This is a genomic window from Collinsella sp. CLA-JM-H32B (genome assembly GCF_040098065.1).
In the GTDB taxonomy this organism is placed as follows: Bacteria; Actinomycetota; Coriobacteriia; order Coriobacteriales; family Coriobacteriaceae; genus Collinsella.
The window spans coordinates 1-25,471 of sequence record NZ_JBBNNA010000015.1 but is presented as its reverse complement, the minus strand read 5'-3'; the positions used below and the strand labels follow the sequence as shown (position 1 = coordinate 25,471).

At 63.3% G+C, this 25,471-nt stretch carries 25 protein-coding genes and 4 tRNA genes; 24 read left to right on the top strand and 5 right to left on the bottom strand.

Annotated elements, in window-relative coordinates; translation table 11 throughout:
- The first annotated feature begins 335 nt into the window (after positions 1-335).
- The 22 genes from AAA138_RS08200 (at position 336) to AAA138_RS08095 (ending at position 18,686) form a co-directional block, all read left to right on the top strand.
- A tRNA-Ala gene (locus tag AAA138_RS08200) sits at positions 336-408 on the top strand.
- A gap of 198 nt (positions 409-606) precedes the next feature.
- Positions 607-682 (top strand) — tRNA-Ile (locus AAA138_RS08195).
- 624 nt (positions 683-1,306) lie between these two features.
- Positions 1,307-1,379, top strand: a tRNA-Ala gene (locus AAA138_RS08190).
- A gap of 75 nt (positions 1,380-1,454) precedes the next feature.
- Positions 1,455-3,488: an ABC-F family ATP-binding cassette domain-containing protein gene (locus AAA138_RS08185; protein ID WP_349090388.1), complete on the top strand. Its 2,034-nt coding sequence runs from the start codon at positions 1,455-1,457 to the stop codon at positions 3,486-3,488.
- Positions 3,475-3,771: a hypothetical protein gene (locus AAA138_RS08180; RefSeq protein ID WP_349090387.1), complete on the top strand. Its 297-nt coding sequence runs from the start codon at positions 3,475-3,477 to the stop codon at positions 3,769-3,771. Before AAA138_RS08185 ends, AAA138_RS08180 begins: the two co-directional genes overlap by 14 nt.
- 9 nt (positions 3,772-3,780) lie before the next feature.
- Positions 3,781-4,464: a site-2 protease family protein gene (locus AAA138_RS08175; RefSeq protein ID WP_349090386.1), complete on the top strand. Its 684-nt coding sequence runs from the start codon at positions 3,781-3,783 to the stop codon at positions 4,462-4,464.
- Between the two features lie 84 nt (positions 4,465-4,548).
- Positions 4,549-5,358, top strand: a complete 810-nt coding sequence (locus tag AAA138_RS08170; protein WP_349090385.1) for a segregation/condensation protein A — start codon at positions 4,549-4,551, stop codon at positions 5,356-5,358.
- 11 nt (positions 5,359-5,369) lie between these two features.
- Entirely contained in the window at positions 5,370-6,089 is a 720-nt protein-coding gene (gene scpB / locus AAA138_RS08165; RefSeq protein WP_349090384.1) for an SMC-Scp complex subunit ScpB, read from the top strand.
- Between the two features lie 31 nt (positions 6,090-6,120).
- On the top strand, positions 6,121-7,047 hold the full coding sequence (locus AAA138_RS08160) for a pseudouridine synthase (RefSeq protein WP_349090417.1): 927 nt from the start codon (positions 6,121-6,123) through the stop codon (positions 7,045-7,047).
- Between the two features lie 66 nt (positions 7,048-7,113).
- Positions 7,114-7,800 carry a (d)CMP kinase gene (gene cmk, locus AAA138_RS08155; protein ID WP_349090383.1) on the top strand — a complete coding sequence of 229 codons (687 nt, stop codon included), beginning with the start codon at positions 7,114-7,116 and terminating at the stop codon, positions 7,798-7,800.
- Positions 7,801-7,803: 3 nt separating this feature from the next.
- Positions 7,804-8,532 carry a lysophospholipid acyltransferase family protein gene (locus tag AAA138_RS08150; protein WP_349090382.1) on the top strand — a complete coding sequence of 243 codons (729 nt, stop codon included), beginning with the start codon at positions 7,804-7,806 and terminating at the stop codon, positions 8,530-8,532.
- 2 nt (positions 8,533-8,534) lie between these two features.
- Positions 8,535-9,434: a 4-hydroxy-3-methylbut-2-enyl diphosphate reductase gene (locus tag AAA138_RS08145; RefSeq protein WP_349090381.1), complete on the top strand. Its 900-nt coding sequence runs from the start codon at positions 8,535-8,537 to the stop codon at positions 9,432-9,434.
- Between the two features lie 2 nt (positions 9,435-9,436).
- Positions 9,437-10,879 (top strand): DUF512 domain-containing protein, encoded by a 1,443-nt coding sequence (locus tag AAA138_RS08140; RefSeq protein ID WP_349090380.1) that lies wholly within the window; start codon positions 9,437-9,439, stop codon positions 10,877-10,879.
- 10 nt (positions 10,880-10,889) lie between these two features.
- Positions 10,890-12,224 carry a ribosome biogenesis GTPase Der gene (der, locus tag AAA138_RS08135; protein WP_349090379.1) on the top strand — a complete coding sequence of 445 codons (1,335 nt, stop codon included), beginning with the start codon at positions 10,890-10,892 and terminating at the stop codon, positions 12,222-12,224.
- Entirely contained in the window at positions 12,217-12,900 is a 684-nt protein-coding gene (gene plsY / locus AAA138_RS08130; RefSeq protein WP_349090378.1) for a glycerol-3-phosphate 1-O-acyltransferase PlsY, read from the top strand. The genes der and plsY overlap by 8 nt, the downstream gene beginning before the upstream one ends.
- Positions 12,901-12,909: 9 nt before the next feature.
- On the top strand, positions 12,910-13,917 hold the full coding sequence (locus AAA138_RS08125) for an NAD(P)H-dependent glycerol-3-phosphate dehydrogenase (protein ID WP_349090376.1): 1,008 nt from the start codon (positions 12,910-12,912) through the stop codon (positions 13,915-13,917).
- A gap of 18 nt (positions 13,918-13,935) precedes the next feature.
- Positions 13,936-14,607, top strand: a complete 672-nt coding sequence (rpe, locus tag AAA138_RS08120; protein ID WP_117855692.1) for a ribulose-phosphate 3-epimerase — start codon at positions 13,936-13,938, stop codon at positions 14,605-14,607.
- 6 nt (positions 14,608-14,613) lie between these two features.
- Positions 14,614-15,792: an aminotransferase class V-fold PLP-dependent enzyme gene (locus AAA138_RS08115; RefSeq protein ID WP_349090373.1), complete on the top strand. Its 1,179-nt coding sequence runs from the start codon at positions 14,614-14,616 to the stop codon at positions 15,790-15,792.
- Complete coding sequence (locus AAA138_RS08110; RefSeq protein WP_349090371.1) at positions 15,789-16,598, top strand: Nif3-like dinuclear metal center hexameric protein; 810 nt, start codon at positions 15,789-15,791, stop codon at positions 16,596-16,598. Before AAA138_RS08115 ends, AAA138_RS08110 begins: the two co-directional genes overlap by 4 nt.
- Entirely contained in the window at positions 16,595-17,314 is a 720-nt protein-coding gene (locus tag AAA138_RS08105) for a hypothetical protein (RefSeq protein WP_349090369.1), read from the top strand. The genes AAA138_RS08110 and AAA138_RS08105 overlap by 4 nt, the downstream gene beginning before the upstream one ends.
- A 3-nt stretch (positions 17,315-17,317) precedes the next feature.
- Positions 17,318-18,529, top strand: coding sequence for a bifunctional phosphopantothenoylcysteine decarboxylase/phosphopantothenate--cysteine ligase CoaBC (coaBC, locus tag AAA138_RS08100; RefSeq protein ID WP_349090367.1), 1,212 nt, complete (start codon positions 17,318-17,320; stop codon positions 18,527-18,529).
- 80 nt (positions 18,530-18,609) lie between these two features.
- Positions 18,610-18,686, top strand: a tRNA-Pro gene (locus AAA138_RS08095).
- Positions 18,687-19,371: 685 nt separating this feature from the next.
- Here the strand turns inward: AAA138_RS08095 and AAA138_RS08090 are convergent.
- Complete coding sequence (locus tag AAA138_RS08090) at positions 19,372-19,821, bottom strand: DUF6273 domain-containing protein (RefSeq protein ID WP_349090366.1); 450 nt, start codon at positions 19,819-19,821, stop codon at positions 19,372-19,374.
- Positions 19,822-20,551: 730 nt separating this feature from the next.
- Here AAA138_RS08090 and AAA138_RS08085 point away from each other — a divergent pair.
- Together AAA138_RS08085 and AAA138_RS08080 are read left to right on the top strand one after the other, a co-directional pair.
- Positions 20,552-20,881, top strand: a complete 330-nt coding sequence (locus AAA138_RS08085) for a hypothetical protein (RefSeq protein ID WP_349090365.1) — start codon at positions 20,552-20,554, stop codon at positions 20,879-20,881.
- Positions 20,878-22,743 carry a hypothetical protein gene (locus AAA138_RS08080; protein WP_349090364.1) on the top strand — a complete coding sequence of 622 codons (1,866 nt, stop codon included), beginning with the start codon at positions 20,878-20,880 and terminating at the stop codon, positions 22,741-22,743. Before AAA138_RS08085 ends, AAA138_RS08080 begins: the two co-directional genes overlap by 4 nt.
- Here the strand turns inward: AAA138_RS08080 and AAA138_RS08075 are convergent.
- The 4 genes from AAA138_RS08075 to AAA138_RS08060 all read right to left on the bottom strand — a co-directional run.
- A complete protein-coding gene (locus AAA138_RS08075) occupies positions 22,698-22,919 on the bottom strand; it encodes a DUF6290 family protein (protein ID WP_349090363.1) in 222 nt (73 codons plus the stop codon). The two genes, AAA138_RS08080 and AAA138_RS08075, sit on opposite strands and share 46 nt — an antisense overlap.
- Before the next feature lie 418 nt (positions 22,920-23,337).
- Positions 23,338-23,799 (bottom strand): DUF6273 domain-containing protein, encoded by a 462-nt coding sequence (locus AAA138_RS08070; protein WP_195625315.1) that lies wholly within the window; start codon positions 23,797-23,799, stop codon positions 23,338-23,340.
- Between the two features lie 686 nt (positions 23,800-24,485).
- Positions 24,486-24,683, bottom strand: coding sequence for a type II toxin-antitoxin system RelB/DinJ family antitoxin (locus AAA138_RS08065; protein WP_349090362.1), 198 nt, complete (start codon positions 24,681-24,683; stop codon positions 24,486-24,488).
- A 46-nt stretch (positions 24,684-24,729) separates the two neighbouring features.
- Positions 24,730-25,471, bottom strand: a 742-nt coding sequence (locus tag AAA138_RS08060) for an IS1595 family transposase (protein ID WP_349090361.1), incomplete at its 5' end; no start/stop codon positions are given.

The following is a 25,471-nucleotide window of genomic DNA, read 5'->3' as shown; positions in this document are numbered from 1 at the left end:
TCCGGCATGCTCGGGGGTTCCCGGCCTGGCCCCGTAATCCGGCATGGTTTTGGAATGGCGGGGTGGGCGGAGGCGCGATCGGGTCCAATAATGGGGCCGGCGCCGGTGGGACAGCCGCCGGGCGCATGCCGGGCCGCGCCGCGGAAGCGGAGGGCGGGTCTCGAGAGCTCGTTAGGGTGCCTGAGAGGCGGGCGGCAGCGCCGCCCGCCCGCGGGGCCCTCGGCCCCGGGAGGGCTCGCGCACTCGAACGGGCGCCCCGGCGCCGCGCCGCCGAAAGTTTTTCCGAAATTGTCCTTGCATCGCCGTCCGAGTTCCCGTATAGTACTTTTTCGCACGGGGGCGTAGCTCAGCTGGGAGAGCGCTTGACTGGCAGTCAAGAGGTCAGGGGTTCGATCCCCCTCGTCTCCACCCGAGCATTGAATGAGGCTCCAACGAAAGTTGGGGCCTTTTTTCATATAGGCACACAAGGTCAAAGGCGGCACCATGATCCTCCTGGTCGACAAGATCGTGCGTTGAACGGGTGCCGCGTGCATGGTAGTATTTCACGTCGTGGTTCAAGATGGTTGGCCTGCTCTGACGGGCTCTATCACATCCGCCACGCTACAAGGGCTCTTGGCGCAACGGTTAGCGCAGGGGACTCATAATCCCTGGGTTCTGGGTTCGAATCCCGGAGGGCCCACCAGAGAATCAAGAGGCCGGGCAAATAGCCCGGCCTCTTTTTGTCAAAGTTCCCACTTCACATGCCTGCCAAATTGCTTTGATAAACGTTTCCGGTTCAAATCCACGTAATTGTTAGTGCTGTTTGACAAGTATCATTTCAAAACTATGTCGGATTACGGGGCTGGACCCGGACAGGCCGTCCATACCCTGCATTTCGCGGAATGTTCGAGTCGTCTACCTGCGGTTTTGATTTTACCGATTGCGCCATGCTCGGGGGTTCCCGGCCTGGCCCCGTAAACCGGCATGGTTTTGAGATCGCCGGGCGTGCGGGGGCGCGGTTGGGCCCGATAACGGGCCCGGCGCCGGCAGGATGGCCGTTGGGCGGATGGCGGCCCTCGCTGCGGAAGCGAAAAACGGCGGTCCGCGGGATTCGAGATGTCCCAAGGGCGCCGGAGAGGAGGGCTGCGGCAACGCCGCCGCCCGCGGGGCGCGCCCCCGCGGGCGAAAAGGGCATCGCGGGGCCTCGCGGCCCGTTCCCGCGCCTGCATCCGCGGCCGGGCTACGTTCCCTCGCCGCCGCCCGCAAAATATTTTCCAAAATTGCCCTTGCATCGCCGTCCGAGTTCCCGTATAGTACTTCTTCGCACGGGGGCGTAGCTCAGCTGGGAGAGCGCTTGACTGGCAGTCAAGAGGTCAGGGGTTCGATCCCCCTCGTCTCCACCCGAGCATTGAATGAGGCTCCAACGCAAGTTGGGGCCTTTTTTCATATAGGCACACAAGGTCAAAGGCGGCACCATGATCCTCCTGGTCGACAAGATCGAAAAAAGCTTCGGCGCGCGCGTCCTCTTTAGCGGCGCGTCCTTCCAGATCAACCCCGGCGAGCGCTTCGCGCTCGTGGGCCCCAACGGAGCCGGCAAAACCACCATGCTCAAAATCATCATGGGCATCGACAGCCCCGACGCCGGCCAGGTCCAGTACGCCAAGGACTGCCAGGTGGGCTACCTAGAGCAGGAAACCAACCTGGAGCACAAGGACACCACCATCCTCGCCGAGGTCATGGCCGCCGCCAAGGAAATCCGCCGCATGGGCGAGCGCGCCAACGAACTGCAGGCCCAAATCACCGAGCTCTCCGAGCAGGGCAAGGACGTCGACGCGCTCCTCAACGAGTACGGCCAGGTCCAGGACCGCTTTGAGCACCTGGGCGGCTACGAGCTCGAGAGCAACGCGCGCAAAATCCTGTCCGGCCTGGGCTTTAAGGTCACCGACTTTGAGCGTCCGTGCTCCGAGTTCTCCGGTGGCTGGCAGATGCGCATCGCGCTGGCCAAGCTGTTCCTGCGCCACCCCGACCTGCTGCTTCTGGACGAGCCCACCAACCACCTGGACCTCGAAAGTGTCCAATGGCTGCGCGGCTTTATCGCCAACTACGATGGCGCCGTCCTCATCGTCAGCCACGACCGCGCCTTCATGGACGCCTGCGTCGACCACGTCGCCGCCCTCGAAAACCGCCGCGTGACCACCTACACCGGCAACTACAGCAGCTACCTCAAGCAGCGCGAGGACAACCTAGAGCAGATGCGCGCCAAGCGCGCCGCCCAGGAGCGCGACATCGCTCACATGCAGGTCTTCGTTGACAAGTTCCGCTACAAGCCCACCAAGGCCGCCCAGGCGCAGGAGCGCATCCGCAAGATCGAGCAGATCAAAAAGGAGCTCGTCATCCTGCCCGAGGGCCACAAGCACATCGACTTTAAGTTCCCCGACCCGCCGCGCTCGGGCGACATGGTCGTGGGCCTGAAGGGCGTGTCCAAGTCCTACGGCAACAAGCACATCTACAGCGATATCGACCTCAAGCTCTATCGCGGTGAGCACGTGGCGCTCGTCGGCCCCAACGGCGCCGGCAAATCCACCCTCATGAAGATCCTCGCCGGCCTGGAGCCGCCCACCACCGGCACCCGCGATCTGGGCACCAACGTGGGTGTTGCCTACTATGCCCAGCACGCGCTCGAAGGAATGACCGAGTCCAACACCGTCCTGCAAGAGATCGACACCGTCACGCCCAAGTGGACCGTGCCACAGCAGCGCAGCCTGCTGGGCGCCTTCCTGTTTAGCGACAACGACGCAATCGAAAAGCAGGTCCGTGTCCTCTCCGGCGGCGAAAAGGCGCGCTTGGCCCTGGCCAAAATGCTCGTGGCGCCCGAGGCGCTCCTGTGCCTGGACGAGCCCACCAACCACCTGGATATCGACTCGGTGGACATGCTCGAGAACGCCCTGCAGAACTTCCCGGGCACCATCGTGCTGATCAGCCATGACGAGCACCTGGTGCGCGCCGTGGCCAACCGCGTGATCGATATCCGCGACGGCAAGGTCACGGTCTACGACGGCGACTACGACTACTACCTCTACAAGCGCGAGGACCTCGCAGCCCGCGCCGCCGCCGAGGCTGCAGGGGAGAGCGCACCTGCCGCCGCCAAGTCCACCAAAGCCAGCGCCGCCCAGGCCGACACCCCCGCCGCGGCGCCTAAGCCTGCCGAGGGCAAAAAGACCAAGGAGCAAAAGCGCGCCGAGGCCCAGGCCCGCGCCGCGCTCAACAAAAAGCTCAAGGGCGTGCGCAACCAGCTCAAGAAGATCGAGACAGAGCTGGACAAAAAGCGTGCCCGCTATGACGAGCTTATGGAATTGATGGCAAGCGAAGAGCTTTATGCCGATCAGGATAAGTTCAACGCCGCGCTGGGGGAATATAACGGCCTTAAGCAAGAGCTGCCCAAGCTCGAGGACGAATGGCTGGAACTTTCCACCCAGATCGAAGAGGAGACCGCGCGTGAACTCTCGTAAGGCCACCGCCGTGGCGATGAGCATCATCGCCATCGCGTGCCGCATCTGCGGCATCTTTATGAGCGCGATGACCGTGCTGCTGTGCTTTAGCGGCCTCACCGCCAAGTTGCAGATCGTGGGCTTTGTCGTCGAGCTTTCGCGTGCGTTGCCGAGCGCCATCGCCGGCTACGGCGTCATCACATCGCCCTTTGGCGGCGTGTTCCGCCTGGATTACGCCATCGTCGCCGTGATCCTGTTTGTGATTGACCACCTGCTCACGCGCGCCTCGCGCCGCGTCCGCTAGGGGAGTGACATGTCCAGCAGCTACCTCATGAACCTGCTCGCGAGCGCCGTTGCCGTCATCGTCGGCATCGTGATCCACGAGAGTGCGCACGCCGCCGCGGCCTGGGCGCTCGGCGACAAGACGGCCCGCTCGCGCGGCCGCGTCTCGCTCAACCCGCTCAACCATATCGACCCATTTGGCACCATTCTCCTGCCGCTGCTGATGCTCGCGGCCGGCGGCCCGGTGTTCGCCTTCGCCAAGCCGGTGCCCGTATACCTCAATAACCTTAAGCACCCCAAGCGCGACGAAGTCCTGGTGAGCGCTGCCGGCCCCGCATCGAACATCGCGCTCGCGTGTCTCGCAGCCGCCCTCATGCACGCAGCGTATGTCAACCTCTATGCCAGCATGTCCTTTGCCGTGGCCTCCCACATCATGAACTTCGGCGCCACGTTCATCGTGGTCAACCTGTCGCTCGCGTTCTTTAACCTCATCCCGATTCCGCCGCTCGACGGCTCGTCGATTATCGTGCCGTTCCTCAAGGGCAAGGCGCTCACCAACTACTACCGCCTGCAGCAATACGCCATGCCCATCCTCATCCTAGTGCTGTATCTGCTGCCCATGTGGACCGGCATCGACGTGATCGGACGGTATTTCGACGTTACCGTGTATCCGCTGGCCGAGCGGCTGCTCAACTTCGCAATCGCCGGCATCTAAGGTAAACTTACAGGTCGACCGTGCAAAACGGTCGCAACATGCACCCAAACCGCGCCGCGAAGGCGCCGTCAAAGGAGGTCGAAGATGTCATATCGCGTGTCGACGCAGGTCTACAGCGGACCGTTCGACCTGCTGCTGCAGCTGGTAACCCGCCAAAAAGTTGATATCGGAGCCATCTCGATCAGCGAGGTGGCCGAGCAATACCTGGCCGAGGCCGAGCGCATCGAGGCGCTGGACCTGGACGTGGCGAGCGACTTTTTGCTGGTCGCGGCAACCCTTTTGGACATCAAGGCCGCCTCGCTGGTGCCCCAGGAGGCCCCGCGCAAGACAGACGACGATGACGAGGATGACGATGAGCTCGAGGAGCTCAGTGCGCTCGACGGCGACGCCCTGCGCGAGGTCCTGATTCAGCGCCTGATCGCCTACAAGCAGTTTAAGGGCGCGGCGGCAGCCCTTGGCGCGCGTATGCAGGCCGAGAGCCGCATGCATCCGCGCGTGGCCGGCCCCGACCCCGAGTTCCTAGGCCTTATGCCCGACTATCTGGCCGGCATTACCCTGCGCGGCCTCGCCGTCATCTGCGCCGACCTGGACGGCAAACGCCAGACCTTCCTGCTGGAGGCCGAGCACGTGGCGCCACATCGCGTGCCGCTCGACCTGACGGTGGCCTCGGTCGACCGCTTTACCATGGCACACCAAACCTGCACCTTCCGCGAGCTGCTGGACGGCGACGCCACCACCGAGCAACTCGTCGTCACCTTCCTGGCCATGCTCGAGCTCGCCAAGCGCGGCTCGCTTACGCTAAGCCAGGACGAGATCTTTGGAACCATTCAAATCAACCGCGTCGAGGGCGCCGAGGCATACGTGCCTGGCGAGGGCCCCGAGCTCACCGAATAGGAGCGGCAACCATGTCAACCCTTTCCACGCTGGAGGCAAACAGCCTCAAAGGCGCCCTCGAGGCGCTGCTGCTGGTGTCGAGCGACCCCGTGAGCGCACCCGCGCTGGCAGCTGCGCTGGATATCGCCCCGGGCGAGTGCGCGTCGCTTTTGGCCGAGCTCAAGGTTGAGTACGAAGAGGCCAACCGCGGCTTTCAGCTGCGCGAGGTCGCCGGCGGCTGGCGCCTGTTTACACACCCTGCCTACCACGACGTGGTCGAGGCCTATGTGCTGAGCTGGGACACGCAAAAGCTGTCTCAGGCGGCGCTTGAGACCCTGGCCGTCATCGCCTACCACCAGCCCGTCACGCGCGAGGTGGTTAAGGGCATCCGCGGCGTCAACTCCGACGGCGTCATCGCGTCGCTCGTGGATAAGGGCCTGGTGCGCGAACTCGGCCGCGACCCCGAGCGCGGTCAGGCCATCATCTACGGCACGACCAACGCCTTCTTGGAAAAGTTCGGCCTGCGCTCCACCCGGGACCTGCCCGATCTGGAGCAGTTTGCCCCCGACGAGCAGTCGCGCCAGTTTATCCGCGAGCGCCTGAGCGGCCGCAGCATTCAGTCCACGCTCGAGGAGCAGGCCGAGGACCTGGACGAAGAGCGCGAACTGATCGATACCGATGTTGAGGACACCGATGGCGAGGAGCTTCTGCCCACCGTCGATACCTCGGAGGATATACATGACGAGGACTAACGAAGCAGGGGAAACGCACTTCGCAAGCGCCATGGACAACGCAGCGCCCACGGGCGACGCCCAGCCCGTCTACCCGCACACTATGCGCCTGCAGCGCTTTTTGGCGCGCGCGGGCGTAGCGAGCCGCCGCGGCTCGGAGGACCTGATGACCGCTGGCCGCGTAACCGTCAACGGCCAGGTCGCGACCGAGCTGGGCACCAAGGTCGATGTCGACCGCGACCACATCGAGGTCGACGGTATGCCCGTCAAGCTCAACCAGGGTGCCGTGTACCTGATGCTCTACAAGCCGACCGGCTACCTCACCACCATGAGCGATCCACAGGAACGCCCTTGCGTGGCCGACCTGGTCCCGCGCGACCGCTTTCCGGGGCTCTTTCCGGTGGGTCGTTTGGACCGCGACACCACGGGCCTTCTGCTCTTTACCACCGACGGTGACCTGTCGCAGGACCTGCTGCATCCCAGCAAGCACGTCTACAAGACCTACCAGGCGCTGGTGGACGGCAACCTGACCGATCGCGACTTGGAACCGCTGCGTCGCGGCATCGAGCTCGATGACGGCCTGTGCCAACCGGCGATCTGTCGCGTCATTAACGCGCGCGAGGCCGAGGCCGTGGCTCCGCAAGGCGTCAAGCCCGGCACCACCGCCGTGGAGGTCATCATTCGCGAGGGCCGTAAAAACCAGGTCAAGCGCATGCTGAGCAAGATACACCACCCGGTGATTCGCCTGCACCGCTGCAACTTTGCCGGCCTGGAGCTCAAGGACGTGGCCAAGGGCTCGTGGCGCGAGCTCACCGACCGCGAGGTGCAGATCCTCAAGGCCGGCGGCATCCCGCCCAAGCAAGCTGCCTCCAAGCGCGGTGACAAGCCCCAGGAAACCCCCGCGACCCGTACGCGCCACCACGGCAGTCACGGCTCCGCGCCCAAGCGCAACACCTACCGCGAGCGTTGCACGGGCTAGGCAACCCGCCAAGCCGCAGCGCCTGCGTCCCATACCAGCACGTCAACCACCGAAAGGAAGCATTGCATGATCGTCGCCATCGACGGCCCCGCCGGTTCCGGCAAGTCTACTATCGCCAAGGAGATCGCCCGCCAGCTGGGCTTTAACAAGCTCGACACGGGCGCCATGTATCGCGCCGTCACCTTCGCCGCGCTCGATCGCGGCATCGACCTGGACGACGAGGCGGCCATCGACGCCCTCGCCGAGCAGATCGAAATCCGCTTTACCAACGGCACCGGCGAGGACACGCGCCTGACCATCGACGGCCAGGACGCCTCGGCTGCCATCCGCACCCCGCAGGTGGACGCCAACGTCTCCAAGGTCTCGGCCTACCCGGGCGTGCGCGCCGCCATGCTCATCCATCAGCGCCGCGCAGCCGAAGACCGCGATATCGTGGCCGAAGGTCGCGACATCGGCACCGTCGTGTTCCCCAACGCGCAGGTCAAGGTGTTCCTGACCGCCGACCCGCGTGAGCGCGCCCGTCGCCGCGTGCTGCAGCGCCACCAAAACGACGCTCAGCCGCTCAGCACAGAGCTGCTCGAGGCCGAGGTCGACGAGACCCTCGACGCCCTCAAGCAGCGCGACAAGCTCGACAGCAGCCGCGAGGTCGCGCCACTCGTGCCCGCCGAGGACGCGGTGCACGTCGACTCCACCGCCCACACCATCGATGAGGTCGTCCGCATTATCGAGGACCTCATCAACCAAAGGAGGTAGCCCATGCGCCTGTTTAAGCAGACGCCCGAGGATTACTACAACGCCCCGTACGCCGAGTTCCCGGCGCTCATCCGCGGCACTGTCTTCGTGGTCATGGGCATCCTGTGGGTCTTCTCCAAGCTCATGTGGCGCTGGAAGGTCGAGGACGCCGACTTGCTGTTTGAGCGCCAGGAAGGCCGCGGCAGCGTGGTCATCTGCAACCACACCTCGATGGCCGAGCTCCTGGCTGTAGAGACGGCGCTGTTCTTTGGCGGCCGCCGCATTCGCCCCATTTTTAAGTCCGAGTTCGCCAAAACCAAGATCGTGCGCTGGGCCTTTAGCCGCGTAGGCGGCATTCCCGTCGAGCGTGGCACCGCTGACATGAAGTGCTTGCGTGCCGCCCAGCACGCACTGCAGCGCGGCGAGGATGTCCTGATCTTCCCCGAGGGCACGCGCATCCGCTCGCGCGAGATCAAGCCCGAGGTCCACGGCGGCTTTGCGCTCATTGCCCAGATGGGCAAGGCGCCCGTCAACCCGCTCGCCATCTGCGGCTGGTCCGATATTACGCCTGCGGGCAAAAAGCTCATGCGCCCCAAGAAGTGCTGGATCCGTGCCGGCAAGGCCATCTCGCTAGCCGACGCTCCGGCCGAGCTCAAGCGCAAGGAGCGCCTGGCATGGTTTGAGTCCGAGGCCATGAGTCGCGTCTACGCCATGCGCGATGACCTGTGCGCCGAGCATCCGGGCAGGTTCTAGCCATGGGCGAGGAAGTTATTAACACTGCCGAGGCTGTGCCCGGCAAGGCAGACGCCCCCACCATCGAGATCGCCGCCCACGCCGGCACCTGCTACGGCGTACAGCGCGCGCTCGACATGGCGCTGGCCGCCGCGCCGCAGGCAGGGGAGAGCACTCAGGTCCACACGCTTGGTCCGCTCATCCATAACCCCATCGTGGTGCGCGAGCTCGCCGAGGCAGGCGTTGGTCTGGCCGACACCTTGGACGATGCCGCGTCGGGCACCGTAATCATCCGCGCCCACGGTGTGGTGCCGCAGGTCATTGACGCCGCTCGCGAGCGCGGCCTCACCGTGGTCGACGCCACCTGCCCCTACGTCAAGAAGGTCCATGTGGCGGCCGAGCGCCTGGTGCGCGAGGGCTACCGCGTGATCGTCGTGGGCGAACCGGGCCACCCCGAGGTCGAGGGCATTTTGGGTCACGCTGGTGATGACGCTCAAGTTGTGAGCTGTGCCGCCGATGCGGACGCGCTGCCGCTCAAGGGCAAGGTGGGCCTGGTTGTGCAGACCACCCAAACCGCGCAGAACCTGGCCGAGGTTGTGGCCTCCATCACCCCACGTGTGCAGGAACTGCGCGTGATCAACACCATCTGTGCTGCTACGAGCGAGCGCCAGCAGGCGGCGGCAACCCTCGCCAACCGCTGTGATTGCATGGTCGTCGTGGGCGGAAAGAACTCGGGCAACACCCGCCGCCTGGCGCAGATCTGCACTGACGTCTGCGAGTACACGCATCACATCGAGGAAGCTTCCGAGCTCGAGGCCGCATGGTTTGCCAACGCGCGCCACATCGGCATCACCGCCGGAGCCTCCACCCCGCAAGAACACATCGAACGCGCCGTTGCGCGCATCAAGGAGCTTTGCCGCTAATCATGGACCAGACCGTACCCGCATACGCCGCCGAGGTGGCCGATTACGGGCGCAGCCGCGACCCCGAGCCGGGTGAGGGCGCGTTCGTTAAGAACGTGCGTCCCGAATCGCCCGCGTGGGATGTGGGTATCGAGCCGGGCATGCGCGTGCTTACGGTCAACGGCGAGCAGCTGACCGATATGATCGTGTGGCTCTGGGAGGCAGACGACGACACCGTCGACCTCGAGGTTCTCGACCCGCGCGACAACAGCGTCACCCCCGTGGAGCTCGACCGTTTTCCCGGCGAGGACTGGGGCCTGGAGTTCGACGGCCCCATCTTTGACGGCATGCGTACCTGTGTGAACGCCTGCGTGTTCTGCTTTATGACGATGCTGCCCAAGGGCGGCCGCTCCACGCTCTACATTCGCGACGACGACTACCGCCTGAGCTTTTTGCAGGGTAACTTTGTCACGCTCACGAACCTTTCCGACGAGGACGTGCAAAACGTTATCGACCGCAACATGAGCCCGATGAACGTCTCGGTCCACGCCGTGAGCCCCGATGTCCGCCGCCGCATGATGGGCCGCAACGCCCAGCGCGGCATGGACGTGCTCGAGGCCATCATGGCCGCCGGCATCGAGATTCACGCGCAGATCGTGTTGTGCCCCGGTATGAACGACGGCGAGGAGCTGGAAAAAACCCTGCGCTTTTGCGAGGAACACGAGCAAATCACCAGCCTGGGCATTGTGCCGCTCGGTTTTACCAAGCACCAGAACCGCTTTAGCTGGTCATATAGCGACAAGCCCGAGCTCGCGCGCGAGACCATTGCCATGATCCGACCCTACCAGGACCGCGCCTTCGAGCGCTTTGGCCGCCACACCTTCCAGATGAGCGACGAGTTCTATCTGGACGCCGGCATTGAGCCACCCGAGGCGGACTTTTACGACGGCTACCCGCAGTACTACGACGGCATCGGCATGATCCGCTCGTATCTGGACGAGACAGACGATGTCCTTGCCGCCGACGCTGAGCGCCTTGCCCGCGTTCGCAAGGCTATGACCGCCCGCAACCAGCGCCTGGTATGTCTTTCGGGCGCCAGCGCACGCGATACCGTGGCGCGCTTCGTGGAGTCTCCACAGGGCCTTTCCGGCACCGTCACGGCCATCAAAAACCGCTACTTTGGCGGTAACGTGGACGTGACCGGCCTCATCGTCGCGAGCGATATCCTTGAGCAGCTGCAGCAAGACCTGTCGGGGGTTATGCTCTTTGTGCCTAAGCTCATGTTCAACGCTGACGGCATGACGCTTGACGAGTATCATCGTGACGATTTACTCGCAAGCCTTACCAGTCGCGGCGCCGAGGTTCATGTGGTGTCGACCATGCCGCATGAGCTGCTCGATACCCTGGAGCACATCCTTGGCATTGTGCCTGCCGACTCTACTAATTCCGCTGACCCTATCCATTAAAGGAGAGCAGATGAAACCTATCGTCGCCGTCGTCGGACGCCCCAACGTGGGCAAGTCCACGCTCGTTAACCGCCTGGCCCAGACCTCGGACGCCATTGTCCACGAGTCCCGCGGCGTAACGCGCGACCGCTCGTATCACACGGCCGATTGGAACGGCCGCGAGTTCACCATCGTCGACACAGGCGGCATCGAGCCGCTCAAGAGCGACGACGTCTTTGCCACGTCCATCCGCGACCAGGCACTCGCCGCCGCCGAGGAAGCCGCCGTCATCCTGTTTGTAGTCGACGGCCGCACCGGCGTCACCGAGGAGGACGAGTCGGTCGCCCGCATGCTCAAGCGCTGCGACAAGCCGGTCTTTCTGCTGGTGAACAAGCTCGATAACCCCGATCGTGAGAATGACAACATCTGGGAGTTCTATTCGCTCGGCATCGGTGAGCCCACGCCGCTCTCGGCCCTTCACGGCCACGGCACGGGCGACCTGCTCGACGACATCGTGGCCCTGCTTCCGGAGGAAGAGGACGAGGTCGCCGACGAGTTCCCCGATGCGCTGAACGTCGCCATCATCGGCCGCCCCAACGCCGGTAAGTCGTCGCTGTTCAACCGCATCCTGGGTGCCGACCGCTCCATCGTGTCCAATATCGCCGGCACCACGCGCGACGCCATCGATACCGTCGTCGAGCGCAACGGCAAGCATTACCGCATGGTCGACACCGCGGGCATTCGCAAGAAGAGCACCGTATACGAGAACATCGAGTACTACTCCATGGTCCGCGGCCTGCGCGCCATCGATCGCGCCGACGTGGCGCTGCTTGTCGTCGACGCCTCCGTGGGCGTTACCGAGCAGGACCAGAAGGTCATGGGCCTCGCCATCGAACGCGGCTGCGCCATCGTCGTGCTGCTCAACAAGTGGGACCTGCTCGACGACGACCGCAAGCGCGAGGCCTGCATGGAGACCGTCGACCGCCGTCTGGGCGTCATGGCTCCCTGGGCCCAGTACCTGCGCATCTCTGCTCTGACCGGCCGCAGCATCGAAAAGATCTGGGGCATGGTCGATGCCGCCGAGAAGACGCGTTCGCAAAAGATCAGCACCTCGCGCCTTAACACATTCCTCACCGACCTGCGCGAGTTTGGCCACACCGTGGTGGACGGCAAGCGCCGCCTGCGCATGCACTACGTGACCCAGACGGGCGTCAACCCGCCGACGTTCACGTTCTTCGTCAACCACAGCGACCTGGTCAACGACACCTACCAGCGCTACGTGGAAAACCGCATGCGCTCGACCTTCGATTTTGCCGGTACGCCCATTCGACTCTTCTTTAGGAAGAAGGAGCAAAAGGATGCTTAATCCGATTCTGCTGACCGCCATCTGCGCCGTGGTTTCGTTCTTTATCGGAGCGATTCCGTTTGGCCTGATCCTGGGCCGCGTGTTCAACCACACGGACATTCGCAAGGCGGGCTCCGGCAACATCGGCACCACCAACGCCCTGCGTGTAGCCGGCCCCAAGGTCGCGGCGCTCACGCTACTGCTCGACTGCCTTAAGGGCGCCATCTGCGTTCTTATCGCCCGTCCGCTCATCGCGAACGTGGGCTATGGCTTTCCGCCGAGCATCATGGCGCCCGGAGCCCCCGGCGACTGGATGCTCGGCGTCATTTGCCTGGCAGCGGTGTGGGGCCACATCTTCTCGCCCTACCTCAACTTCCACGGCGGCAAGGGTATCGCGGTCGGTCTGGGCGTCATCCTCGCCTGGTACTGGCCCATCGGACTTTCGCTGCTGGGCATGTTTATCGTGGCCGTCGCCATCACCAAGTTTGTGTCCGTGGGCTCGCTTGCCGCGGCCATCGGTCTTCCCATCGCCGCTTGTGCGGTCTTTCCGTACGGCAGCCTGGGTCTCAAGTTTTGCATGGCGATGATCGGCATCACCGTGGTGTGGGCGCATCGCGCGAACATCAAAAAGCTCATGACGGGTAAGGAGTCCAAGCTCTCGTTTACCAAGCGCGTCACCGAGCCCGACGATAAGTAGGAGAGAGTCATGAATGTTGCGCTGATTGGCTCCGGCTCCTGGGGAACCGCCGTCGCCGGCCTTGCCGCCGCGCGAGCCGAGCGCGTGATCATGTGGGCCCATAGTGAGCAGACGGCCGCCGGCATCAATGGCGAGCACCGTAACCCCCGCTATTTGGTTGATTACGTGCTGCCGGAAAACGTCGTCGCCACGACGGACCTGACGCAGGCGCTCGACGGCGCCGAGGCCGTCGTCTTTGCCGTGCCCTCCACGCACCTACGCAGCGTATGCCATCAGGCAGCACCCTTCATCGCCGCCGACACCCCGGTGCTCTGCCTCACCAAGGGCATCGAGCCCGAGTCCGGCCTGCTCATGAGCGAGGTCATCGCCAGCGAGATCGGCAACGATCGGCGCGTGGCGGCGCTCTCGGGACCCAACCATGCCGAGGAGATCTGCCGCGGCGGACTTTCTGCCGCCGTCATCGCCAGCGAAGACCCGCAGATAGGGGAGACCTTTAAGGACCTGCTCCTATCCACGGCCTTCCGCATCTACCTGTCGCAGGACATGACCGGCGTCGAGGTATGCGGCGCCATGAAAAACGTCATCGCCATCGTGTGCGGCATCTCCGCCGGCACCGGCGCGGGCGACAACACGCTCGCCCTTATCATGACGCGCGGTCTGGCCGAGATCAGCCGTCTGGTACACGCACGCGGCGGTCAAGCCATGACCTGCATGGGTCTTGCCGGCATGGGTGACCTCATTGCCACCTGCACCTCGGAGCATTCGCGCAACCGCACCTTTGGCTACGAGTTCGCCCATGGCGTGTCGCTCGACGAGTACCAAGCGCGCACGCATATGGTGGTCGAGGGTGCCGTCGCGGCCCGCAGCGTCAGCGAGCTTGCCCGTTCACTGGGCGTAGACATTCCGCTTACCTTTGCCGTGGAGCAAACGCTCTACAACGGTGTTACTTTGGATAGGGCGCTCGAGATCCTCACCGACCGCGTCCCCTCTCAAGAGTTCTACGGACTCGCCGACTAGCGCAGAAAGGCTACTACCATGGGTTCCATCAAAATCGCTCCGTCCGTCCTTTCGGCCGACATGGCCAACCTGAAGGGCGAGCTCGACAAGATCGCCGGTGCCGACTACGTGCACTTCGACGTCATGGACGGTCACTTTACCGGCAACCTCACCTTCGGCGTTGACATCCTTAAGGCTGTTAAGCGCTCCACCGATGTACCGGTCGACGCGCACCTGATGGTGTCGAACCCCGACGAGACGGTCGACTGGTACGCCGACGCCGGTGCCGACATGATCACCGTGCACTATGAGGCTTCGACGCACCTGCACCGCACGCTCACCCATCTGCAGCAGCGCGGCGTCAAGGCCGGCGTGGTGCTCAACCCCGCCACCCCCGTGTGCGTACTCGAGAGCATCATCGACGTCGTCGATATGGTGCTGCTGATGAGCGTGAACCCTGGCTTTGGAGGCCAGAGCTTTATCCCCGGTACCATCGCCAAACTTCACGAGCTTACGGCCATGTGCGAGCGCCACGGCGTGTCGCCCCTGATCGAGGTCGATGGCGGTATCTCTTCCAAGAACATCGCCGAGGTCGTCAAGGCCGGCGCCAACGTGCTCGTAGCCGGCTCCGCCGTATTTAAGTCCGAAGATCCCGCCGCCGAGGTTGCACTGCTGCAGAAGCTGGGCAACGAGGCCGCACAGGAGGCATAAACCCTTATGACCGCAGGTCAAAACCGCATACCCGTGAATCTTGACTATGCCGCCTCGACGCCCATGCGCGCCGAGGCGCTCCTTGCGCAGCGCGAGTACGACAACAGCGAGCTTGCCGGCGTCAACCCCAACTCGCTGCACTCGCTTGGCCGCAAGGCCGCCGCACGCCTGGAAGTCGCCCGTCGCGAGATCGCCCGTAGCTTTGGCGCACGCGTTCGCCCGTCCGAGATCATCCTTACCAACGGCGGCACCGAGGCCAACCAGCTGGCGCTGCTCGGTCTTGCCGAGGGCGCTCGTCAGCGTGATCGCAAGCGCGGGCGCGTGATCGTATCGGCCATCGAGCACGATTCAATTCTGGATAACCTGCCGCTGCTGCGCGCCGCCGGCTTTACCGTCGACCTGGTGCAGCCCTGTCGTACGGGCCACATCGAGCCTGCCGCGCTGAGCGACTTGCTAGGCGACGACGTGGCGCTCGTGAGCATTATGGTCGCCAACAACGAGACCGGCGTGGTGCAGCCCATCCGCGAGCTGGCCGCCGCCGCACATGCTGCCGGCGCCCTGTTTCATACCGATGCCATCCAGGGCTACTTGCATATTCCGCTCGATGTCACCGAGCTGGGCGTCGATGCTATGACCGTTGCCGCGCACAAGATCGGCGGCCCTGTGGCATCCGGCGCGCTCTACCTTAAGAACCGCACGCCGCTGCGTCCGCGCATCTTTGGCGGTGGACAGGAAGCCGGCCGTCGCGCCGGCACGCAGGACCTGCGCACGCAGCTGGCCTTTGCCGCTGCCGCTTCCGCGCTGTTGCCGAATGTTGCCAAGGAGCGCGCGACGCTGCAGGCACTGTCCGATAAGCTCTACGCCACGCTTACGTCTCATCCGCGTATTCACGCCACGATGGGCGACTACGCGCAGGCCGATCGTCTGCCGGGTATGGTTTCGATCTACGTCGACGGCATGGACTCCGAGGAGCTCATCATCAAGCTCGATGCCGCCGGCTTTGAGGTTTCGGCCGGATCGGCTTGCTCGAGCGGCAGCATGGACCCGAGCCACGTGCTCAGCGCCATGGGCATTGGTCGCGAGCAGGCATTGGGGTCGCTGCGCATCTCGTTTGATGACCGCGTGAATCCGGACGACCTGGATGATTTCGCCCAGACGTTGCTTACGATCGTAGGCGCCGCATGATCGTCTCCGAGCTTGAACATGCGCTGCTGGCGCGCTATCCCAAGGCGGACGCCGAGGGCTGGGATCATGTTGGGCTATCTGTGGGAGATCCCGCTGCCAGGATCACCGGTGTTGCCTGCGCACTCGACGCGACCGAGGTCAACGTGCACCGCGCTCTCGAGGCCGGCGCCAACGTGCTGCTGACGCATCATCCCATCTATATCAAGGCGCCCGAGGCCTTTTGTCCGGCCGATTCCGCGCGCCCCCAGTGCAGCGCTGCACTGTACGAGGCGGCTCGTTGCGGCGTGAGCATCATCTCGCTTCACACCAACCTGGACCGCTCGCACGAAGCGCGCGTTCGCCTGAGTGAGTTGCTGGGCGCTGAGCCCATGAGCTCGCTGGAGCATGTGGACGAGCCTGAGCTCACCGGTTTGGGCGCACTCGCGACCCTCCACGACGCCTGCAGCCTGCGCGATCTCGCTAACCGTGCCGCCACGGCCTATGGCAGCGACCCACGCGTATGGGGCGAAGCCGAGCACCCGTGCCGCACCGTCGCCATTCTGGGCGGCTCCCTCGGCGACTTTGGTGAGCTTGCCATCGCCGCGGGCGCAGATGTTATTGTGACCGGAGAGGCCGGCTACCACGTGGCGCAGGACCTTGCCTTGCGTGGCCTGAGCGTGATTCTGCTCGGCCACGACCGCTCCGAGGAGCCGTTCGTTGATATATTGATGAACTCTGCAGTTGACGCCGGGGTCGACCCCCGTCATGCGATTAAAATACTGAACCCTTGCCAATGGTGGACTGTGACAAAAGGAGAGAACTTATGAGCGCCGGCGCTACGCTACTCAAGCTGCAACAGATCGATTTGGAGCTCGCCCGCAACAAGAGCGAACTTGCCAATATGCCGGAGCTCAAGGAGCTCGCCTCAAAGCGTAAGACCTATGTGAAGCTCAAGTCCGAGATGACCAAACTCTACGCCCAGCGCAAGGATCTGGACATTGAGCTCGACGACCTCAACACCACCGAGATCCAGACCAATAACGCCATCGAGGCCGCAAAGAAGCGTCACGTCGATGGCTCTGATTACCGCGAGGTGCAGGACCTGGAGAATGAGCTTGCCACCCTGGCAAAGCGTCTGGACAAGATCGAGCACACCCGCAAGGACGTCGTTGTCGCCCATAAGGAGGCGCTCGACCGCGAGGCCCGCGCGCAGGCTATCATCGCTAAGTTCGAGGAGGGCGTGAAGGCAGATACCAAGGCCGCTCGTGCCAAGGCCGCCGACCTCCAGGCCCAGATTGACGCCGCCACCAAGGAGCGCACCGCGCTGGCTGCCACGCTGCCGACTGACGTGCTCACCGATTACGAGCGCCTGCTCAAGCAGTTCCGCGGCCTGGCCGTCGAGACCATCAAGGGCAACATTCCCACCATCTGCCACACCGCGCTGCAGGCATCGTCCATGAGCGACCTCAACCACGACGGTAGCGAGATTGCGCACTGTCCGTATTGCCACCGACTCTTGGTGCTCCCGAGCAAGGAAGCGTAAACGATGGCGGCGCCCAATAATTCAATGCAACTTGAGGGAAAAACGATCCTGCTGGGTATTACCGGCGGGATCGCCGCCTATAAGTCGTGCAATATCGTGCGCCTGCTGCAAAAGCGCGGCGCGCGCGTCAAGGTCGTTATGAGCGAGCATGCTACGGAGTTTGTGGGGCCGATCACCTTCCGCGCGCTTACGGGCGAGCCGGTCGCTGTGGGCCTGTTCGACGATCCCTCCGACCCCATCCACCACATTTCGCTCGCGCAGGAGCCCGACCTGGTTGTCGTGGCGCCCGCGACGGCCAATATCATCGCCAAGATGGCCAACGGCATCGCCGATGACCTCATCTCCACCACGTTGCTTGCCACGCCGCGACCCATCGTGATCGCGCCCGCTATGAACAACGGCATGTGGAAGGCACCGGCGACGCAGGCCAACATGGCCACGTTGCGCGACCGTGGCGTCCATGTGGTGGGACCCGGCAGCGGCTACCTTGCCTGCGGCGACGTGGACACGGGACGCATGAGCGAGCCCGAGGACATTGTCGAAGCCATCTGCGAGGTGCTCAACCCCGCACCTCAGGACCTGGCGGGCAAGTGCATCGTCATCACCGCCGGCCCTACGCACGAACCGATCGACCCCGTGCGCTTTATCGGCAATCGGTCATCGGGAAAGATGGGCATCGCCCTGGCGGGGGAGGCCGCTCGCCGCGGTGCTGCGGTCACGCTCGTGTTGGGGCCGACGTCACTCGACGTGGGTCGCGGCGTGGAGTGCGTGCGCGTGCAGACCGCCGCAGAGATGCTACAGGCGGCGCTGAGCGCCTTCCAGACGGCCGATGCGGCCATTTGCGCGGCGGCTGTCGCCGACTACACACCCGCGGCCCCTGCCGACCATAAGCTCAAAAAGGCCAATGAACGCCTCGATCGCATCGAGCTCGTCGAGACGGTCGATATTTTGGCCGAGCTTTCACGCCAAAAGGGGGAGCGGTGCGTGATCGGATTTGCAGCCGAGACCGATAACGTCGTGAAGTACGCTGAGCGTAAATTGGCCCGCAAGGGCTGCGATGCGATCATCGCCAACGATGTCTCGCGCGCCGATTCGGGCTTTGGAACAGACACCAACAAGGCCTGGATTGTGAGCACAGCGGGTACACAGGAACTTCCCGTACTAACAAAACCCCAGCTCGCAGATACAATTTTAGACTTGCTCAAAAATAATTAAAAAAGTTCTTGCACAAGTCCAAAGTTTCGGGTTAATATACTCCCTGTTGCGAGCGAGAGCAGAGCAACAAACAAAAGCTTCGGGACGTGGCGCAGCTTGGTAGCGCACTTGACTGGGGGTCAAGGGGTCGCTGGTTCGAATCCAGTCGTCCCGACCAGAAGTTTGCAGGTCAGGCACCTAGTGCCTGACCTTTTTTGTTTTAAGCAATTGCTTAATTTTGATTAAGCAACAGGGTGCCAAAAATCTACCTGCGCGATAATCGCCTTTTGCGGTTACTTGTGCGTTTTGCACGCGCTTGAGCCGATTTATTAACGCGATATGATTCTACATACGCGCAGCAGGTACACGCCAAGAACGGGCTGTATTTATCGCGGCGATATACACCGATATAGCCACTGTAACGAACAAGCGTGTCGCTGTATTTATTCCAGTAGTTCACTTGACCGGTGGACAAGTGAGCTGTTGCAACGAAACGCCAAGAAGAATGGGCTCTATACGAGGACGCCGCAGGGGTAATGGCGGGGGAGTGCTACGGGCGCCCTGAGAGCCGCTGTATGACCCCATGTCTCCTTAACTCGATAATTTGTGTTTCAAGCCACGAATCGGTCGAGCAATTGCCAAAAAAAAGGCCCATGCAGGATTGCACGGGCCTTACATCAGATCAAATTTGAGCTAGAAGCACCAAACGGGGCAGACGCAATACGAGTACCCCGCGTAGTCGGCGTACGTCGGGTCGCCGCTGCTGTCGACATTGAGGAAGTAGTAGGAGTTGCTCGGATTCACCGAGCGCTCCCACCAACTGCTGCCAATCTTCAGACAGGCATTAACAGAATAGTTCTCCGTCACCTTGCCTTTGAAGGCCTCGTACTGGGTGCCCTCGGAGGAAGTCCAGGGATAGGATGCCCAATAGGAGGTGGGGGGGCGATCTCAGAGTAGCTGAGCAGGAACAGCTTGTCCGAGGTAGCCGTCACGGCGGCGTTCTTGTTCTCATCACCGCCCCCGACATTGTTCGATAGCTTTTTGACGGCCTTCACCTTTGACTGGAAATCGGAGGGCATCAGATTCCAGATCTTGCCGGAGTTCATTTTCTGACGGAGTTCAGACTTCTCCCAACCGCCGGCGTTGGTGTCAATCGCGTTCATGGGGGACCAAATGCCCGTCGTGGTGGTGAGGAACGTGAGGCCCGCCTTGCCGGATCCGCCTGCAGGGTCATCATGATTGATGCCGATAATGCGGTAAGTCAGCGTCTTGCCATCGGTGAGCTTCATCGAGAACTCGGTGCCGGCATCCATCGCGGCCTTCGCCTTGGCGTAGGCGGGCGACGCCTCGCCCTTGGCGGCGATGTCCTCGGCAACTGCCTTCTGCTCACCGAGGGTCCAGTCCTTCGCGTGTCCTTCGCGTCCTTGGCGAGCGCCGCCTGGACGGTCGCGGAACCCGCGCCGTTACCGCTGCCGGAACCGCTCGGTTCCCAAGTCCCACCTGCTGTCCCGTTTACCAATACTCCCGCCACCGTGTTGAACTGGTTCCTGATTGCCGACGAGACCCAAGGGCCGGCTATCATCACAACCAGGACGATAATCGCGATGACCAGAACGTACTCGATGGCTCCTTGGCCTCGGAGGCGGGTATTCCTAGGAGATACCCACCCCCCGAAGGTTAATTGCCGCTGCATGCATATGCGACACTCCCTTCGCTCAGGGTTTGTAGATTCATCGCTGAGCGTAGGGCTATTCCATAATACTGCTCCGGTCTTGCCGCAGCGGCAACGATGACGGTAGGGGGGACGAGTGTCTTGAATGCAGTCAATTGCCCTCTCGAAGCCCTCGCACGGCTGCACCTTGTCGATATAGAGGCGATTGAGGGTGCCCCCCCTGTACCGCCCAATGTTTGACAATCTTGCTCGAGTTCCTGCGCCGGGTTTGGCAGCTGAACCAAAGGCATAAAGACGCATGGCTATAATAGCGATCGTATGAGAAACAACGCGATTCGGACTGCCTGTTCGCCCACGAGAAAGAATCGTCCATGAGCATATTCGACAAAGGCTTCGACCCGCTGCAGGAGATTCAGGGGGCCACTAAGACTGCCGGCGAGGTGACGGCCAGGATTGCCGAGGGGGCATCTGGTGTGGCGGTAGCGGCAGGTGCTGCAATCGTGGACGCGGCGACAACGGCTGGCGCGGCGGTCGCAGGGGCGGCGGACGGCGTGAAGGCCGCCCTCGACGAAAAAGAGGCCGAAAGACTTGATGCGGAGAAGGCGGAGTACGCGCCCAAGGTACAGGAAGCCCTGAGAGCGATTGAGGCCACCCGCGCACAGGACTACTCGGCTCATTCCAGGAGTCTCCGCTCCCGTTGACGGAAGCCAATGCAGCCAAGGTGAAGTCAGCCTTCCCGATACCGAGGGAGCAGACCGTCGTCTGGGCCGACGCCGAGTTCGACCTCAGGCCCAGCGGCATCGCCATGACCGAAAAGGGCGTCTACATCAAGGCGGACGCCGACGCGTTCGCCGTCCCGGGGAGGGAAAGGAGGCAGTCTCGCCTTTTCTACTTCGAGTGGGCGTACTTCGAGCCCGGCCCCTTCGCCTCCGACGGTGAAGGCAACCTTGCGCTCACCGTCGACGAGGCGTGCCGGGGCCAGTTCGTATCCCGCTGCAAGGCGCTCCGCGGCCTCGAGGATGACGGCGCCGCCGGCATCGACAGCGAGCCTGCCGCGGCGGACGATACGGCGGTCAAAGCCGCGGCAGCCGCGGCGGCGGCGACCATCAACAGCAACGGGGAGGTCTTCGTCGAGCAGCGGGCCGCGGTCAACAACCCCGCGGGCCACGGAGAGCTTGCCGAGGAGGCCAACAGCATCATCGACAGGCTCCAGGGCCACCAGGCCGAGATTCTGGGGAGGGACAACGCGAAGAACGGCCCCGACCGAAGTGTCGACGGCGTTCTGATCCAGACCAAGTACTACAAGACGGCGCGAGGGTCCCTCGAAGCATGCTTCGATTCGAGCACCCACCAGTATCGCTACCTCACAGAAGACCGCACGCCGATGCAGCTCGAGGTCCCGAAAGACCAGTACCAGCAGGTGCTCCGCGGTTTTGAGAAGAAGATCAGCCAAGGCAAGGTCCCCGGCGTCAGCGACCCCAGGGACGCCGAGAAGATCGTCCGCAAGGGCAAGCTCACATACGACCAGGCGGTGAACCTCGCCAAGCCGGGAACGGTGGAATCGGTGGCCTATGACGCCGCGACCGGCGCGGTCACATGCTCCTGCGCATTCGGCCTGTCGTTTCTGGCGACGACGTTCATGGCGTACAGGGAGACCAAGGACATCACCGGTGCCGTCCAGGCTGGCATCGCCGCCGGCGTCCAGGTGTTCGGCCTGTCCTTCGCCCAGCATATGGTCGTCTCGCAGCTCTCCAGAGCGGGGCTTTCCAACGCTTTGATGGCGCCCAGCCAGGCGTTGGTCGGCAAGCTCGGATTCAAGGCGTCCGCCACAATCGTCAACGGCCTGCGCGCCCTCACGGGCAAGACCGCCATCAGCGGGGCGGCCGCCTCCAAGCAGCTTGCGAAGATGCTAAGGGGCAATGCCGTCTCGGCAGCGGTGACTCTCGCCGTGTTCTCGGTCCCCGAGACCTACAGGCTCTTCCAGGGCAAGGCAAGTGGCGCCCAGTACGCCCAGAACATGGCATGCCTCGCCACCTCGATCGCCGGGGGAATCGCCGGCGCCGCCGCAGCAGGTGTCGCGGCGGCGAAGGTCGGTGCCGTCGCCGGCACGGCGGTGTCGCCCGGCATGGGGACCATCGTCGGCCTCGCGGGCGGCATGGTCGGCGGAACGGTCGGCACGGCGGCGGCGGGCGTAGTCGGCGGGATACTGTTCGAGGGCGATAGCGCGTCTTTCGGGCGGTACTTCAATGCCATGGTGTCGTGCATGGCGGTCGAGTACCTGCTCGACGGGCATGAAATGGACGAGCTGCTTGCCGCCCTAGACGGCGTAAAGTCGGAAGAGTTCAAGGCGCTGATGGAGGAAACGCTCCCATCGCGGTTCCAAGAGGCGAAGGACCGGGCGTTCCTTGTCCCGATGTTCGATGAGGTCGTGTCGCGCAGGGAGCGCTTCGCGCTTCCCACCAGCAATCAGATATCCGACGCCCTTGTCAAGTTCGAGCAGACGATGCATGAGGATAATCACTCGGTCTCCGCCGCCATGCGCCCGACCTCTTCCATTGGGTAACGTAGACCATCATCCCCGTCCAAGGCCTCGTCGTAGGCCTCGATGTCCGCCATGTCCTCAGCCCTCTCAATCGCAGCCCTTCTCACGAACTCGGAAAAGGACATGCCCGCGGCTTCCGCACGGTCCTGAATCAAGGCCCTTTCGCCCTCATCGAACTTGATTTCGCACATCGCCATGGTTGCTCCCGTCAACAACGTCATCGACCTGAGTCCATTATCCACCCACCGTATACGCCCCGAACTCGAAACACCAGCAGGATGGGCTCTGTACGAGGACGTAGCAGAGGTAATGGCGGGGGAGTGCGGCAGGCGCTCTGAGAGCCGCTGTATGACCCCATTTCTCTTCAATCCGACTACCCGTGCCATGAACCTGAAGCCGTTCGTTCGGTCGCCAAAAGAAAGCACGCGCGGGGTAATGCGAGCTTTGCGCTAGACAAGCTAGAAGCACCAGGCGGGGGAGACGCAAAACCAGCCCGGCGCGGAGTTGCTGTCCGACGGATTGCCGCTGCTGTCGACATGGAGGAAGCCCTTCGAGGCGTTCGGAAACACCGAACGCTCCCACCAACCGCTGCCAATGGCAATGGCAGAGTTGGGATTATAGTTCTCCGTCACCTTGCCTTTGAAGGCCTCGTACTGGGTGCCCTCGGAGGAAGTCCAGGGATAGGATGCCCAATAGGAGGTGGGGGGCGATCTCAGAGTAGCTGAGCAGGAACAGCTTGTCCGAGGTAGCCGTCACGGCGGCGTTCTTGTTCTCATCACCGCCCCCGACATTGTTCGATAGCTTTTTGACGGCCTTCACCTTGGACTGGAAATCGGAGGGCATCAGATTCCAGATCTTGCCGGAGTTCATTTTCTGACGGAGTTCAGACTTCTCCCAACCGCCGGCGTTGGTGTCAATCGCGTTCATGGGGGACCAAATGCCCGTCGTGGTGGTGAGGAACGTGAGGCCCGCCTTGCCGGATCCGCCTGCAGGGTCATCATGATTGATGCCGATAATGCGGTAAGTCAGCGTCTTGCCATCGGTGAGCTTCATCGAGAACTCGGTGCCGGCATCCATCGCGGCCTTCGCCTTGGCGTAGGCGGGCGACGCCTCGCCCTTGGCGGCGATGTCCTCGGCAACTGCCTTCTGCTCACCGAGGGTCCAGTCCTTCGCGTGTCCTTCGCGTCCTTGGCGAGCGCCGCCTGGACGGTCGCGGAACCCGCGCCGTTACCGCTGCCGGAACCGCTCGGTTCCCAAGTCCCACCTGCTGTCCCGTTTACCAATACTCCCGCCACCGTGTTGAACTGGTTCCTGATTGCCGACGAGACCCAAGGGCCGGCTATCATCACAACCAGGACGATAATCGCGATGACCAGAACGTACTCGATGGCTCCTTGGCCTCGGAGGCGGGTATTCCTAGGAGATACCCACCCCCCGAAGGTTAATTGCCGCTGCATGCATATGCGACACTCCCTTCGCATGGGGATTGATATTGCATGCAGAGCGTACGTTAAATCGAACCGACTAGCCCGTAACGTGCCGCTGAGGCAACGGCGGCACGGGTGCCCGCGCCACATAAACTGCTTGCCGTTTTGTTTCTTCAGACCTACTGCCACGCCTTCGGGAGGATAACGCCGGGGGCGCAGTGATTGAAGTCACTATGATTGGCATAGGTTGGGACATTCCAATCGGAACAGTCGAGGTTTAGATTTTTGCAATAGCTAAGGCTCTGTTAGACCAGGATTGACATGCCGACCTGCCGGCTAACTCGCCGTCTCCCCGTCGGGCGCCGGCATCTTGACCCTCATCTCGAACGGCATCCCGCCCTCTCGGACGAGCGCCCTGAGGAACGCGTTGACGGCGGTGGACATGGACAGGCCGAGCTCGTCCAGGATGGCCGCGGCCTCCCTCTTGACCTCCGGGTCGATGCGGATCGTCGTGGCCGGTATGTTCGACGGCATGGCCTCACCCCTCCTCGTGTATCGCGGTGCGACCATTCTACCGCCTCTATGCGGCGGGCGCGGCCCAGTAGTCCATGTAGGGCGGCTCCACGTTGAACATGTCGCGGACGCGGCTCCTGCAGACGCCGTGCGCGAGCTGCCGCGCGACCGTGCGCCCGGCGGCGCCGGAATCGGTCGCCATGAAGGTTCGGCACCACCTGAACCAGGCGAGGTAGGCGTCGAGGTGCTTCGTCGACACGCCCTTGAACGGCTCCATGAAGGCGCCGAGGAGCGAGTGGACGGCGTTGACCCGGTTGATGGTCCCCCCGGAGCGGTCCTTGGGGTCGTAGGCCGCGTGCGCGGCGACCTCGAGCTCGGCGAGGACGCCGACGTAGGCGGCCGCCCTGTCGGTCGCGACGACCGAGCCGGCCGCGATGCGGCCCCTCAGCGCGTCCATGGCGCGCTCCCTCGAAAGGGCGCCCCGCCCCGTGACCTCGAGGAACGTCTCGTTCGAGTCGTTCACGCCGGTCATGACGCAGATCCGCTCGCGCGACAGCCCGCGCCTGTGCACCTGCTTGCCGCGGTGCCGGGAGGGGCGCGGCATCGTGAACGACCCCTTCGCGTGGTTGCCCTTGAACGACTCGGGGAAATAGGTCTCGTCGAGCTCGCAGCCGCAGCCCCTCTCGACCCTGAACGAGGGGGAGTAGGCCGAGAGGCACTCGATCAGCCTGTGGCGCATGGTGTAGGCGGTCTTGAGGCAGACGCGGCAGCGCCTCGCGCACTCGCGCAGGGGCAGCATGAGCACGAAG